Origin of the sequence: Microcoleus sp. F10-B2, from assembly GCF_036704965.1 — a bacterium.
In the GTDB taxonomy this organism is placed as follows: Bacteria; Cyanobacteriota; Cyanobacteriia; order Cyanobacteriales; family Microcoleaceae; genus Microcoleus.
Genome location: NZ_JAUBTB010000065.1, coordinates 11,889 through 26,979 on the forward strand (window position 1 = coordinate 11,889; position 15,091 = coordinate 26,979).

The following is a 15,091-nucleotide window of genomic DNA, read 5'->3' on the forward strand; positions in this document are numbered from 1 at the left end:
AAAACTCGATCTAACTATAATTTCTAGCTTAGACTTAGCTGCTGCGGGCGATCGCCTATCTTAAGTCAGAGATCGGCTTAAGTACATCGCACAGCAGAAAGTTTGTATTACTCTGCCATAGATTCGAGCAGACGACCAACTACAGGGTCAATCTGCCAGTAATCCTTACCGTCTTGCTTCTGATTTCCTAAATGCGAGACAAGACTGAGGAGCTCCGCCCATCTGAGAGTCTGCTTGACAATTTCAGGCGATACATCATCAAGAACCTCAATTAATTCCTCAACCGCTGCTGCTTCTCGCCATTCGGCCAAAGTTCTCATCACCAGCTTTATTTGAGGTTCGCAACCGTCAAAGCCCATTGAATTAATTAATTTGTCAGAGTTATTAAATTGATTCTTCAGTTCTGCCAAGGAATCTTGCCAGCAATGCGGATTAGCTTGAGAAAATTGATAGAATTCTTGCAGCAGGTTTGACCAATTTCCTGTAACTGCCGCAATCTTTTTTCTCACTTCTAGTTCGCTGGGCAAATTAGTATCTTCCAACCAATGTCGCAGGGCGGCATCGTGCCACGGTTTGAGGCTGAAAAATCTCAGATCCTTAAATAAATCAAAACCTGTCCAATTATGAATAACTAACTGCCAAGCCTTCTGAGGGTTGGCGACAAAAACAAGCTGAATAAATGCTTCTTTCTTCAATCTTTTGATTTTCTGAATTGCCTCATCAACCCAATCCTTACTCCAAAGGGTGCTGGCAGACACAACAATAAGTGTCGTAGTATCTTTCTTGCGACGGTTACTAATTTCTGTCAAACGCTGGCTGAAATCCGATCGATCTGAGAGATTTTCTAAATAGTGAATTTTGCAATCCTTCTTACTAAATGCTGCTTCCATAAAAACTCTCAAATCGTCAATTCCTGCGGCTTGGCAGCCAAATATAATAGAGACACCATACTCCCGGCGCAGCAAATCTGATTCCTGTTGAACAGTTAAAGGACTGCGCCGGGAATCAGCTTTATTTTTGACAAGAGGAGACCGAAAAGTAGCAGGTTCGTATTCAGGTTGAGGTTCGCGGTGTCTCAGAAGTTCTGCTTCAATCTCTCGCTGCGTACCCATAAGCAAGGCTAAATTAGAACTTCTCAGAGTGAAGTAACCAGCATCGGTTTCTCGTAAAACTCCTAATCCGACCATTTCTTCTAGTAAAGCAAGAATTTCATCTTCCGATGACCTTCCCGCGAATCCCTCAGACCACCAATACAAGACTTGCTCGCGAATCCAAGATACAGAAAACCCATCCTCCATACCTGTTTCATTCTGCTGAGAACCATCAGCAATCGAGTAGGCAATTACTTCGTAGCGCGGATCGAGTCCGAGTGTCAACTTAAAGCGATCGCGAATATTATTGCGAAGGTCTTGACTTTGATAAGCTTCTTCTACATGGCGAGAAGCGATCGCGTAAGGCGGGCTAATTTTAGGATCGAAAGTAGGGACATCTGGGTTAGTGATGTGCTTGAGTAACTGCTCGCAATAAAGTTGAATCAAGCTCGGATAATAGTTAGTCTGCCACAGAATGCGCTGGATTAAATCTGGCGATTCAAAATGATAGCCAAGACTAGCCAGAGGACGTTTTACCAAAGCTGTTGCCGATCGCATTTCACCATTATTCAGCAGAGGTCCAATGCAGATCGGCGCGCCAAAGTGAGCCAGCGGATGGTTGGGTTGTCTAGTGGTTCTCAGAACGTTGTGCAATCCGGCAAAGACCACCTTAAAACGTCGGTTAGTTTCCGCCATTAATTTTCTGAACTCATCACAGCGCGGGAAATCCTCCTTACCATCAGCTTCCAGGAAATTATCGGCCTCATCCAACAACAGCAAAAAGCGCCGCTGCGTGTCGAATTCCAGCCAACTTTTAATCCGCTGCAAGCTGCTTTCGCGGACGGAATTGCGCCGGTTAGTATCGGGAACTTGCAATTTATCCAATTCTTCATTTAGTAGATGCCAAATTTTATCTAACAGTTGCTTGCGCCCAATTTCTTTAATATCTAAAAATAGGGCGTTCCTTCCTGCGTCGGTTGCATGAAAAGTCCGGTGTACATACTTAAGCAAAACCGTTTTACCTAACTGGCGGCCTCCATAAATTAAACAAGAACCTTTGGGATCGATTATAGATTCCCGTTCTCGTACTCGCCCGTAAAACATTTCAGGCGGAACTTCTCCTGCTGCGGTTTTATAAGGTTCTAGGAAAGTAAAGGGTAAGGTACAATCAAACAATACAGGTAAGCGTGTTTTTTGTTCTCCGCAAAGGTAGAGCATCAGCACATCATCTATCACAATGAAAGTGCTCCGACGCTGCCGGCACAAATCAGCCAAATCTCGACGTTTCTTGACGGTCATTCGCCCAAAATGAAAGACGAAGACCGGCCCTCCAAGAGCAGTTTCTCCAACGGCATTGAGGAGATCCTGTTCGTTCGGTCTATCCCATACGCAAAGAATGCGGTAATGACCCTTTGCCGCTGAACCATAGGCAGACACAGGACAGCGATTTTGGTCAAATATCGGCTCGGCATTAACGTCAATCCAGGTATTTTGTCCTGATTTTTTAAATGTCAGAGATGTTATGTTAAAACCGAGGTTGCTGAGAATTTGATGAGCATCTTTCTCTGTGGCTTGATTCCTTCCCTTAGCAGCAAACCAAGCGTCGAGCATTTCAGCGGCTTTTTTGGCTTGAGATCCTTGCGGTATCTGGATTTTGGCGATACTTTTCCCTTTGGAAATGTTGGGAATTAGCTCTTGCTTTTTTTGTCGATCGCGATCGCACTCCTCAAGCACTTTTTCGATCGCAGCATACTTATCCTCAAAGAAGTCTTTAAAAGCACCTCCCTTTTTTTCTTGTTCAGGAAGCGATCGCCGGTCTTGCAGCATAGATATATATTCCTTAGCCGTCAGGATATCGCCTTGCTCCAATACACTGCAAATTCTGGTACGATCGGCATCTGCTATACCTGTTTGCTTAAGACTCTCTAATTGCTCGGATACTCGATCGATCTTTTCCTGGCGCTTGGCGCTAATTCCTTGACCGATCGCGCGAAGCTGCTCAATTTTTTCGGAAAACCGCCTGGTTGTTACCAGAGCATTTTTAATGCTTTCAATCTGTGCTGCATAAGCAATGCTATCTGTTTCTATTAGTAAACCAAAAGCTACGGCACTTTCGAGCTGTTTGCTAGTAGTCTCGACCTGCTCCTGCAAAATTCCTTGACACTCTTCAATCCGATTATTTCGTAAGTTCTTTAGCTGAGCGATATCTATTTTTGGTTCGGGGTAGAGTTCGAGATATTCGATGATTTGCGCCGTAGCCTGGTGATTTCCCACAGCTTTTGAACTACAGAGATAACTGTGCCGATCGAATGCTTGTTGCCAATCCCAAATATCATTTTTGACTAACTCCAAAATTCCATCTATACCCGCTTCTGCATTAGCTATATCCAGTTCCCAGGAATCGTTAATAGGGATAGACGGCATTCTTAACAGATCCGCGTGCAGGATATGTTTTAGGTAAGGTTCTGCGGTTGGCAATTCGGTATCTGGATCGAAGATATTGCCGATGTCTTCCACAGCTTTTCGGCAACAGGCAATACCAGCTAAAATAAACACCGGAGGTTTTGTTTCCTCAAAGGCATCCAATTCTTTAATAACAGTATTTTGAAGCTTCTCAATATCTTCTTTTAACTGTTTGGCTTCTTTCTGAAGATAATTGTCTCTTTGATCTAAACGGGATTCCTGAATTTCAATCCAGTTTTCCACCAAATCAACAGGTTCACGAACGCGATCGCGCAACTGAATCACGGCTTTCCCCATCATGGAGTCACGGCGACTGCTGCGAATTTTACGATCGGTCTTCTCAATTTCAAAGTCGATCTGGGATTCCTCAGACAACCGATTGACTTTCTGCTTGAGTGCTGAAAGTTTACTCAAATCGTTTTCAAGTACAGGAAATAGTAAAGAGTGAATCAGTTGGTCAGGCTTCAACCAATCCTGCCACACCTTCTTCGCCGGCGGGTAAATCATATCTTTTTTCTGTGCTTGAAACCACCAAGCTTCGATGTTTTGATGCAGAGCGTCTAAAGATTTTTGTACGTCTGCTTGGTCTTTGGCTTTCTTGATGGCTTTGAGATCCAGCGCCCGCTGACCATCGCCGTGTTTGGCGATAATTTGGCAATAATCGTACAGTTTTGCAAGTCCAGCTTTACCGAAGTGAAGTTGCTGGAGAAGGTGCTTCGCACCAGTATTTGGCGCTAGTAAAGACGGTCGCAGTGTTGCTGCGGTCAAAAGCAAGCTTGCAGCTTGATTCCATTCACTTTTGTCTGGTAATGAATAGCTGGCGCTGTAACTGGTGAAGTCATCTTTAAGCAGATTGGCAAGTTTTCCATATCCTACGTCAGAGCGCAGGTTTTGTCCTAGCAATACTGCTCGAATTAACTGCGGTGGCAGGTGCGGTTCAAAGTTGGAGTATTGTTTTTCAAAGCAGCGAGCTAAATGAAATGCAAGGCTGAGTTTTTGTTCAAAAATCAGCCGCCAAACTAAGTCGCGCAAAACTGCTGGGCGTTCTCGATCGGGGTCGTCCAAGATGGATTGAGCGATTTGTTGAGCGGTATCATTGGGCGAGAAGCTGTAGAGAGACTGTTTTTCTTCTCTTTTTTTATTTCCCGGCTTGTCAACTTCTTTTCCTTGCTTATTTTCCGAATTTTGATGATTTATCTGAGTTGCGGTAGGCGCTTCTGTTGGTGGAATATCTGGGATATTTTCAGTGGTTGGCTGCGCGATAGCCTCCTCTATCAAGACCGCGTTCAACTCTGCTAATGGTGGTTGTTCTAGGATAGGAACAGTTTCAGGTTCCGGCTCATCAACTAAGAAAGTTTTCTCTAACTTATTGTTAGTAGAAACAGCAGGCAAATCTGGTATTGCTTCGGTCTGGATCGTCAATTCTCGTCTGACTGCTGCCATCGCCAAAGGAATTCCAAATGATGCAGCTACAGCATTCTGTAAGGAAAATAAACGCTCGTAATCTGCCGCGTCCAATTCTGCAATTAGTGTTAGAAGTTTGGAGAATGGATGATTGCCGTCAGCCAATAGTTGGGTGTCGGGATGCAAGTCAGACTCCTGGGATTCGGAGATGGCGCGTTGAAGTTCGCGGGCTTTGTCCTGACATTCCAGCAATGACTGAAAATTGCTCTCTACTAGATGGGCGATCGCTAAAATTCGTTCCAGAACCCTCAAAGCAGAGTCGCGGACAAGAGATCTCGCACTTTTTTGCTTCTCGGCCAAATTAACACGCTCAAGTACAGACTTGATATCTGCTAAAGAACCAATTTCCTCAACTTTCAGCGTTGTCGATACTGCCAAATATTCAGCCAATTCTAGCACATTGTCGCGAAGCTGAATAAAGTTTTTCCGGGACTCGTCAAGTTCTTGAATCAGCTTTTGAGATATAGGTATACCAGGGTCTAGCAACTTTCGACTCGCCTCTGACAGCCGTGCTTCCAGTTGGGAAAAAACATCTTCTAGTGCGGTGAGTTGTTTGAGTAAGTCTGCTGAATTGTGTTCCATCGGTTTAATCACTCCATTCAAGTCATTTTCTGTCAGTTCGGCAATGTGGAAATTATGCTCATTCAGATTTGCAGGATTCAGATTGTTTTGACTTCCATCGGTTCTCGACAAGTAAGTCTGATCCACTATAGTTTCTTCTATATTTGATTCTTCTATGAAGTTGTTAAAAGGAATTAATGGTTCGGTCATATTAACTGTATCAACTATTTTATCACCAACAGGCTCCTGTAAGAAAGTATCGCAATGGCTGCGAGACAAGTTTTCTGGAATGTTGGACTGTCTGGGCTGCATCGGTTGGGCGATCGGTCTTTTTGTCTCAGTTTGATAAATTGCTGTAGGGCGAATATAATCTTTTAAAATGCTGTTGCGGTTGGGATGGCGCAATCTTAGTAAAGCCTTACCCTCAATTTGCCGAATCCGCTCCCGGGTAAGATTAAATATATTGCCGATTTCCTGTAGACTTTTCTCGCGGCCGTCATCCAATCCGAATCGCATCCGAATAACGTCACGTTGTCGAGGGCTGAGAGTATCTAAAACGCTTTCTAAATCTTCGCAGAACAAATTTATAGATGCTTGTTCTTCTGGTGTTTTTCCATCGAATTCAATCAACTCTCCCAATGTATAGTCTTCATCATCACCCATTTTAGTATCTAAGGAAATGATAGATTTAGCAGATTTAATAGCCAATCGCAATTTGGCAATTGTCATCTCCATTTTAGTAGCGATTTCTTTTTCGGTAGGCTTGCGACTGATTTCTTCAGAAAGCTGTTTGGTAGTTTTCTTAATCTGCGAAATAGTTTCATAAACGTGAACTGGTAGGCGGATAGTCCGCGATCGATCGGCAATCGCCCGCGTAATTTCCTGACGAATCCACCAATATGCGTGGGTGGAAAACCTGTTGCCCTTCGTGCAATCAAACTTTTCTACAGCCCTGATTAAACCGAGATTTCCCTCCTGAATCAAGTCTAAGAAATCCAGCCCTCTATTTTGATATTTTTTAGCAATGGAGACTACCAGCCGCAAGTTAGACTCTACCATTTGGTTTTTAGCTTTTCGGCTGCCCTCTAATTCTAATTCAGCAATTTTACGAGCTAGCTCAATCTCTTCGTCAGCTTTGAGCATGGGAATTCTACCGATTTCTTGCAGGTAAACCCGAAGCGAATCTGGCGGTAGGCGCTCTTTTTTAAATTTGATGCTGTCAGGAATAGTTTTATGCCAAGCTTCATGAAATTCGTCAAAGTTGCTAAAGCCATGATTATCATGCAACTCTGTCAAAAAAATATTGAAGAGCATTTTTAAATGAGAGTTTGTCGGACTGGCGAATGGGATATCTTTAATGTGTTTGACTTTTCCTAATACATCTTCAGATTGATTGCGCTTGTGTTGGCGACGGTTGATAATGGATAAAGTCAGAGTTTCTCCATGCTGAAAGAGAACGATCGCCGGCATCCGTAAAATTTTATTAATCTCGCGGACAATCCCGTCAAGTTGTTCGATAGTGTACGCGCTCCTCCGCAGTGCGATCGCGAAAAACAAGTAGGAAGTAAAAAAGGCACTCTTACCACTGCTAGTATCAAATTCGACAAACTGGTCATTATCGGTAATTTCTGTCCCGGTAAATTGGAAGAGAAAATCTACCGACAGCCATTCCTCTAAGAGAGCTTTTTGGGAATTTAGCTTGTGATCTATGTCAAATTCTGCAATAAAATTCTCCGAACTATTAGGTTCGAGCGCATAAATTTTATCACTGCGGTAGCCAAGAGTAAAGAACAAATTCCGGGCATTATCGGCAATTTTTCCCTTGGCAAAACTACTTAAAGCTTGATTGATAGATGCTTTGGCTTGTTGTTCGCTGACACTCATTTAATCACCAGCCAGGTAATCAGTTCAAAATCCGTTGTTGCTTTAACCTGATGCGCTTGTTCAACCAACACCGCACTGCGGCTAGACAGCAGATTTCCGATGAGCCGCTTGTTGTAAATACCTGCAATTGAATCAACCGCGCGCTTAAGCAAATCGTTATACAAACTCATATCAAATCCATTATTAGTTTGTCTATCGAACAAGTTGCACAACTCTTCATAGGGAACAGTACGCCCCGCACACAGCAACTGGTATATTTCAAGTATTTGTTTGGGTTGAGCAAAAGTTAATCGCACTTCGTTATTTTCTCGAACGTAAACTAAAAAGTATGGTTGCAGCGGGTTGACGGTTTTATTATCAAGACAATCGCCTTTTTGTTTGAGGCAAAAAATTACGCCCGGAGCAATTATCGGGTACTCCGAGTTAGTTGGAACTACTGCATAGAGTCCTAAAGGGGCATCTTGGAGTAGTTTGCGGTTGCTCTCAATGTATTTGGCTAGTTCCATTCGGAAATCATCGAGAGTGAATTCCGTTAGGGCTACAGTCTCGGTGAAATCTTCGAGATCCAGCACCTCATCTTTCAATCGCAGCAACTGCTTGTCGCGGTATTTCAAATCACTCTCAATCAGTTCTTGAATCTCCTTTGCCTCCAGCAGGTTATCTTCAAATGTACCCGCCATGTCCGCTAAAGCCATCCGTGCTTCTACTCGATTTTTCAGATCGATGTATTGATCCAAGTCCTCTGTCGGCCAAAAATTGATTAATTGTACGGTGTGGTTGGGGCTGCCAATGCGATCGCACCTACCGAACCGCTGGATAATTCTGACTGGGTTCCAGTGGATGTCGTAGTTAATCAGATAATCACAATCTTGTAAATTTTGCCCTTCGGAAATACAATCTGTAGCAATTAATAAATCAATCTCGCCGTCTTGCTGCATAGATGGAATTTGGGCGCGTTTCTTGGCGAAAGGCGAAAAATTTGTCAGGATGTGATTGAACTCGTTTTTGCCAAAAGTAGTCTTATTTGCCGCCGAGCCCCCAGTCACCAAAGCTAAGTTAATTTTCAATTCTACTCTTGCCCATTCCCGCAATCCTTCGTAGAGATAAACTGCCGTATCTGCAAAGGCAGTAAAGACTAAAACCTTGCGATTTGGTTTGCCATGCTTGTTAGTTGTAGGATGCTTAACTTTCTCCGCGAGCAGTTTTTTTAGCTCAGCCAGCTTGGCATCGCGTTCAACAGAAATGCTTTGGGCAGAATTGTAAATTTTTTTAAGCTGTTCCTTGTCGTTTTTCAGGTCTTTTAACCAGGTTTCGACATCGAGGTGCGCCATTTTAAATATCAGCTTCTGACCTACTTGCATGGCATCTTGCAACTCTTCATCGTCCAAGTCTTCAATCATCCAATCGCTGAAAGTTACTGTCTGGTTAGCGTCGCGAGATTGCTGCAACTGAAAAATTTTAATTTTTTTCTCTAGATCTCCAGTTTTGTTAATCGTGCGCTCCATTGTCAGCGCAAAGGAACGGATGGAGCTTTCTAAGCGTTTAAGGAAATTGACTTTCATCATGCCGATCAAACAGCGTTCGCGATCGCTCTGTTTGAAATTTCGCACTCCTTTATTTTCATACACCGAACGGTATGGCAACAGGACATATTTTGAAGGGTTGAATAGCGAGAGTTGATATTTAGAAATTTCGCTGTTAAGCTGTTCGTAGGACATGAACTCACCCTTTAGGTCAATCTCAGGAAATACCGAGATGGGTTTGAGCCGTTCTGGAAAGCCGCCTAATTGGGCGATCGCATCTTTATAGTATTTTTGAATGTGCTTGCGCGATCGTGCGATAGTAAGTTCGTCAAGCAGTTTGAAGAAAGCAGAACTTAGTTCTTCCAGCAATTCGCTAGTTTTGCGATCGCGACTTTTCTTAGCCCACTTGGTAAATTTCCGTTGAGCATCAGCTAGTGTATCCCGCAGACTGGCAATTCCCAGCGATTCGCTAAAGGCAGCGTCCCCACCTTCTGTGATAAAATAAAGTTGATTCCGCAAATCCTTTAAATCATTGTTAACCGGAGTTGCTGATAAGAGTAACACCTGAGTTTTGACACCGCTCTTGATAATATCATCCATGAGCCTTTCGTAACGACTCTTTCTAATTAGATTGCCATATTCGTCCCGTTTACTCTTGATGTTGTTGCGGAAATTGTGAGATTCGTCAATAACTACCAAGTCATAGTTACCCCAATTAATCGTTTCTAAATTAATGTCGCCAGACCAACCAGAATCGCGACTCAAGTCGGTGTGAGATAGGACTGTATAGCTAAAGCGGTCTTTAACCAAAGGATTGATATCGCTATTGTTCTGTGCTAGATATACAGTCCAATTCTCGCGGAGTTTTTTGGGACACAGAACCAAAACTTTTTCATTGCGAAGTTCAAAATATTTAATAACCGCTAGAGCTTCAAATGTTTTACCTAAACCAACGCTGTCAGCAATAATACACCCGTTATATCGTCGAATTTTATTGATGGCTGCCTTAACTCCGTCTTTTTGAAATTCAAATAGAGCTTTCCAGATTTCTGTATCAAATAGGTGTAGCTGTTCGCTGAGAATATCGCTTTTTTCTAGGTCATCTAGAAAAGTCTCGAAGATATGAAACAGAGTTTTGTAGTAGATAAACTCAGGAGTATTATTCTGGTAAAGTTGCTCTAGGTACAGCAGCACGTCTTGTTTGACATCTTCGATGAGTTCGGCATCATTCCAGAGTTCATCAAACCAGGCTTTAAGGTCGCGGGTATCGCGTTTACTATCTACTTCTAGATTGAGTTCAATATTGTTATATTTCGTACCTAATCCCAGTCCCCGCACGGTAAAATTAGAACTGCCCATAATAGCATTTTCAGTTCCCTTATGAGCAATGTGATACATTTTTCCGTGCAGTAAATTAGATTGCTTTACCGACCGTATCTGTACTTTTTTTTCAATCCATTCTGCACATTCTTTCGCAACCCGCTTTTGCTCCAACCGATTCTGTAGCTGCAAGCCCTCATCCTCAATTTGGAATGCCTTTTTATCAGTTTTACTGGGGTCAAGGGACTTGATGAAGCGCGGTTCGCCAAACAGAAATTTCAAGCTTTTAATACTTAGAAGTTGTTCCTTTAAAGCATCAAAAGCATAAATTGTAAAGTAAGCAGAAACAATTGACAAGGTTGAGTTTTCCTCGACCTTGGCTTTCAAAAAATCGCCCACAGTGCCGCGGTGGCGGTTGTCTCTAATTGCCGACTTTGGGAGAGAAGCATCATGCTGTGACATAGCCTACCTTTATGCGGTTGTTGCACTAGGCTATATTCTACATCTTCCACCATTCTCAAGAACAGGCAAGATGCCTGTTCCACAACACATACCGATATTGTACAATCAACTCCGCAAACGGCCCGATCGCAGAATGCTAATAATCAACCAAAAACCCAAAAAACTCGCCGCCCCAAACAAACCGTTGCTCAGAAAAGATAGCTGAGAAGTTTGTGCGTTAGAAGAAATAATTGCCGCCCCTATAATCAGCGAACCCACCACAATACTAAAAGAAAGTCGGTTCGCAGAATCCCCCAGAGTGCGGCGCAGCGGATCGAGTTCTTTTAGTGTCAAGTTCCACTTCAAAGTTTCCGAAGTAACCCGGTCTAAAAGCACTTCCACTTGTCGCGGAGATTGCAAAGATAAGCTTTTGAGATCCAGGGCTGTTCTCAATAAAGCTTGCACCGGGTCATCTCCTAATAACTGACGCCGAAACATATCGGTCATCAGCGGTTTCACCTGCTCTACAATATTAAACCGGGGATTAAAAGAGCGGGCCAGTCCTTCCAAATTAGCTAGAGTTTTTGCATACAAACCGAGATTGCTGGGCAGTCTAATTTTATTTTTGCGGGTGATTTCCAGCACCTCATAAAAAATTTCCGACAAGTTCATTTGCGACAAGCTGACATTGTAATACTTGCGCAGCATTCTCGCCAAATCGTTCTCGAGAACAGCTAAACTTTTCGGCTGAGCAAATTCTGCCATTTCCAATGTTAATTGAGTGCAGCGCTGAGCGTCTAAATCGACAATTGCCAGCAACATTTCTGTCAAATTCTGCTGAGTGCGCGGGTCTAATCTGCCGACCATGCCGCAGTCCAGCAAAGCTATCCGGCCGTCTTTGAGATAAAATAAATTGCCGGGATGCGGGTCTGCGTGAAAAAATCCGTCGATGTACAACTGCTGGAAGAAAACGCGGCAAAGCAGCGTAGTAATTTCTTCGCGTTCGGCATTTACATCTCCTTTGTGGCGAATTCCTTGCAAATCGCCTAACAAAATCGGGACTCCGTTCAGCCACTCCATTACTAAGAGTTTTTTTGTAGTCAACTCCCAGTTAATTTCTGGTAGGACAACTTGTGTGGGGTCAAACCAGCGGCTTTTAGATAAATTGCGGCGCAGTTCGTCGGTGTAGCTGGCTTCTTGAATGAAGTCTAGTTCTGCACGCAGGGCGATCGCAAATTCTTCTGCTAAGGCGACAATATCGTATTGTTGACCGAAGTCTGTGAGCATGACAAGTTCTGCCAAACCTCGGAGCACGGCGATGTCTTGTTCGATGACAATCTCAATACCGGGGCGCTGAACTTTGAGGGCGACTTCGCGACCGTCTTTTAAAGTAGCTTTGTGGGTTTGGGCGATCGAACCTGCGGCGACAGCTTCAGTGTTAAATTTGGCGAAGGTATTTTCGAGAGATTGTGTGAGTTCCTGGCGGACGATTGCTTCTACTTGCGACCACGGTACGGGCGGCACTTCCGCTTGCAGCGTGGAGAGGGTTTCGATGTAGGTGGCGGGTAAAAGGTCAGGACGGGTGCTCAGCAATTGTCCCAATTTGACAAATACTGGGCCTAACTCGACGAGGATGTTGCGGAGAACTGCTGGAGTTGGGAGACTGGGTGCGTCGGTTTTGCTGCCGGTTAGGAGGCGTTTCATGTAGTCCCAACCGTTGCGGAAGACGACCTCTAGAATTTCTCCTTTGCGAGAAGTGTTTTGAACTAGGCTGAACAAGGGGCCTCCGGGTCGATCGGGTTTAAGGGCTATATAACTACTAGGATAGCGCTGTTAACCAAGCTGACCAGTGTCTTGAGGAATAACTTGGGGGAAAGGGTGCGATTCCCTACGGGATAGCTTCGCTTGACGAATTTTAGGATGTGGGGGCGGTTTTTGGCTTTGGCATTACTCCCGATCGTAATATACACAGGAATTACGCACGCACACTACATATTCTGTGCCGAAAAAGAGCGAGCGCGTTTTCTCTCCGACAAGCGCGATCGTCCGTACAATGAACAATTTAATCATCAAAAAATTACCAGATATCCTATTAAACAACGGCTCACCGTCTCACTGGATATTTAAGTTCATTTTAAATGTATTCTGACAGTAATTTACTCTTTAACTGGGAGATAATTTTCCCCATTAAATGCGCTGTTTTTATGAATTAAACTTCCGAGTAAAATAGCACAGGCAAGGTAATTTTTTTGAATCCTGGCTTGACGACGACATTGACAATGTTCAATAGCTGACCGTAGGGACACGGCAGTGCCCTGTCCCTACCTCTGCTATGTACCTCACTTACCTGAAAAGTGCTGTAATAATAAATTTTTTCCAAATTATCAATCATTGCCATTAGTTTTTGGGTGGCATACCAGCTATCCACGTCTGACTTTCTGGAGCGTCGCTGCCAATTTCAGATTAGATGTTCCTCCAAATAGCCAACTTATTTAGGATCGCGAATTAAATAATTTACACATATTTGTGGGATGGGCGTCCCGCCCATCCCACAAGAACAATAAATTGTAAGTTATTTAATTCTCATTCCTTAGCTTGTAGCCGCGCTGTCTTCGCTCTCTTTCGCCAAGACAGTGCAACCACAAACCTTAGGATCGTCAATTAAATAATTTCCCTTTTTTCTTGTGGGATGGGCTCTCGTAGCCCGTCCCCGATAGACGGGCTACGAGAGCCCATCCCACAACAGTCATGAAAAGTGGATTTTATTTAATTCTCATCCCTTAGTTAAATCGGTCAGCCCTTGTAAATCCTGACCACATAAAATCTGTCTTTGCCTTTAGCGATCGCTAATGCTGCCAACTAATCCTCTACCCAATTGAGTAAACCAAGAGAAGTAACAGCTCCAAAAAAGTGAGCCCCAATCAGATTGACGTTTGCCATTGTCACAAAAATATCTAGGGAACGAATCACATTTTCTGGCGCATAAGCTGCCATCGCTTGCGGTTGACTGAGAGTTTTCGCTAGGACTACGGCAACAGTTTCTTCAGAAGCGACAAACGCGATTAATACCCCCACCAAACTAGAAATTAATCCAATCCGTAAGGTGTGAGTAATATGTTCTTTGCTGGGATATACCTGGGAATTTTCGGCGTGCAAAAGTCTGCCTAAAAGCCGATAGCGAAAATCCCAAAATATTCTAAAGCACAGCAATAAAAGACCAATAATCGCTAAAAATACCCCGAAACCAATACCTGCATTATTGGTTTGTTCGCTCATGTTGCGACCCAACATAGCAAATACTAAAACAATGCCGGAAACAGCACCCAAAAATAACTGTATCCAGAAGCTAACTCGACTGAACAAGCGAAAAGTTGCGACGAATTCGGTGTTCGTCAGCTCTTGCGACAAGGATTCTGGTTGATTCACTTGATTCATTATATACACCTTATTGCTGAATTTATCGTCAAAACAAACGAGGCAAGAAAGAGATTCTGCTTGTCTTCCTGGCGCAAGCGCCCACCTTGTGGTTAGCTATTAGACTTCTCCTGAAAACTCAGTTCAGCAGAGGCAGGATGCCTGATGTTTGAGAACTGATTTGAGCAATTTCCCGTAAATAAAAGGTTGAACTCAACACAGCCACTGCCGTTGTGGTTGATTCCATTTTCCTAATATCCTCCAGGTTCTGAACCATCAACTTCTTGCGACAGTGGCAATTTAGAATCTTAAAAATAGACGTAGGTAAAAGGTCTATTGTCCCTGTTCAACATCTAAAAATGTTGCTTGTATCTCCATTTAATCTAACTAGCTAAACTTTGCCATCTGTCTAATGCCATAAAAAAATATCCACCTGATGGAAGATGATTGAGGAAAAACTTATGATATTGCTTTGAGTTAAGTGCGATCGCTCGGACGGTTGGCGATAGATGCTTGTTCTAATTGTTATTCAATTTGGGTTAAAGAAGTTTTAATCAAAGATATATAGCAATCCTAAATGATTCAGATAAATTTGTAGGGGTAGTGCCTTTCTTTGCCTACCCCCTATCTATCGGGCAATCACGGGGGGATTGCCCCTACAATAATTATGCAAATGATTTAGGATTGCTATACTAGATTGCTGGCAGACGGGTGCATCAGTGAAGGTATCTTCTGTTAGCCCATAAAGCTATATTTGTCAAGCCCAAAAAAGGTGAAACTTATCAATTAATCAACCGTTGACACTCCCGCTCAAGACAGATAAGTTTTTTTTTTAAACAAGCTAATCTTTAAGTAATAAATAATAACATAGATTATTTGTTTAAGAACTCTGTTAACTGGAAAGGAATGCACCATTGCTTATGGCAGCAG

The 15,091-nt window shown here is 43.3% G+C and carries 5 protein-coding genes and 1 pseudogene; all 6 read right to left on the bottom strand.

Features of this window, described 5'->3' with window-relative positions; all coding sequences use genetic code 11:
- Positions 1–107: 107 nt before the first annotated feature.
- The 6 genes and pseudogenes from QUA99_RS22775 to QUA99_RS22800 all read right to left on the bottom strand — a co-directional run bounded on the left by QUA99_RS22775 (position 108) and on the right by QUA99_RS22800 (position 14,182).
- The gene (locus QUA99_RS22775) at positions 108–5,891 is read right to left on the bottom strand and encodes an AAA family ATPase (RefSeq protein ID WP_333241201.1); all 5,784 of its coding nucleotides are present in this window, start codon (positions 5,889–5,891) and stop codon (positions 108–110) included.
- A gap of 48 nt (positions 5,892–5,939) precedes the next feature.
- Positions 5,940–6,785, bottom strand: a pseudogene (locus QUA99_RS22780) (sigma-70 family RNA polymerase sigma factor); the annotation flags it as partial.
- A gap of 674 nt (positions 6,786–7,459) precedes the next feature.
- On the bottom strand, positions 7,460–10,768 hold the full coding sequence (locus QUA99_RS22785; protein ID WP_333241180.1) for a helicase-related protein: 3,309 nt from the start codon (positions 10,766–10,768) through the stop codon (positions 7,460–7,462).
- 105 nt (positions 10,769–10,873) lie between these two features.
- Positions 10,874–12,526, bottom strand: coding sequence for an AarF/ABC1/UbiB kinase family protein (locus tag QUA99_RS22790; RefSeq protein ID WP_333241181.1), 1,653 nt, complete (start codon positions 12,524–12,526; stop codon positions 10,874–10,876).
- A gap of 430 nt (positions 12,527–12,956) precedes the next feature.
- Positions 12,957–13,175, bottom strand: a complete 219-nt coding sequence (locus QUA99_RS22795; RefSeq protein ID WP_333241182.1) for a hypothetical protein — start codon at positions 13,173–13,175, stop codon at positions 12,957–12,959.
- 431 nt (positions 13,176–13,606) lie between these two features.
- Positions 13,607–14,182, bottom strand: coding sequence for a DUF3611 family protein (locus tag QUA99_RS22800; protein WP_333241183.1), 576 nt, complete (start codon positions 14,180–14,182; stop codon positions 13,607–13,609).
- Positions 14,183–15,091: the final 909 nt, after the last annotated feature.

Coding starts and splice junctions, on each gene's coding strand:
- QUA99_RS22775 (WP_333241201.1), bottom strand. CDS start 5,891: ATGCAGCCCAGACAGTCCAACATTCCAGAAAACTTGTCTCGCAGCCAT.
- QUA99_RS22785 (WP_333241180.1), bottom strand. CDS start 10,768: ATGTCACAGCATGATGCTTCTCTCCCAAAGTCGGCAATTAGAGACAAC.
- QUA99_RS22800 (WP_333241183.1), bottom strand. CDS start 14,182: ATGAATCAAGTGAATCAACCAGAATCCTTGTCGCAAGAGCTGACGAAC.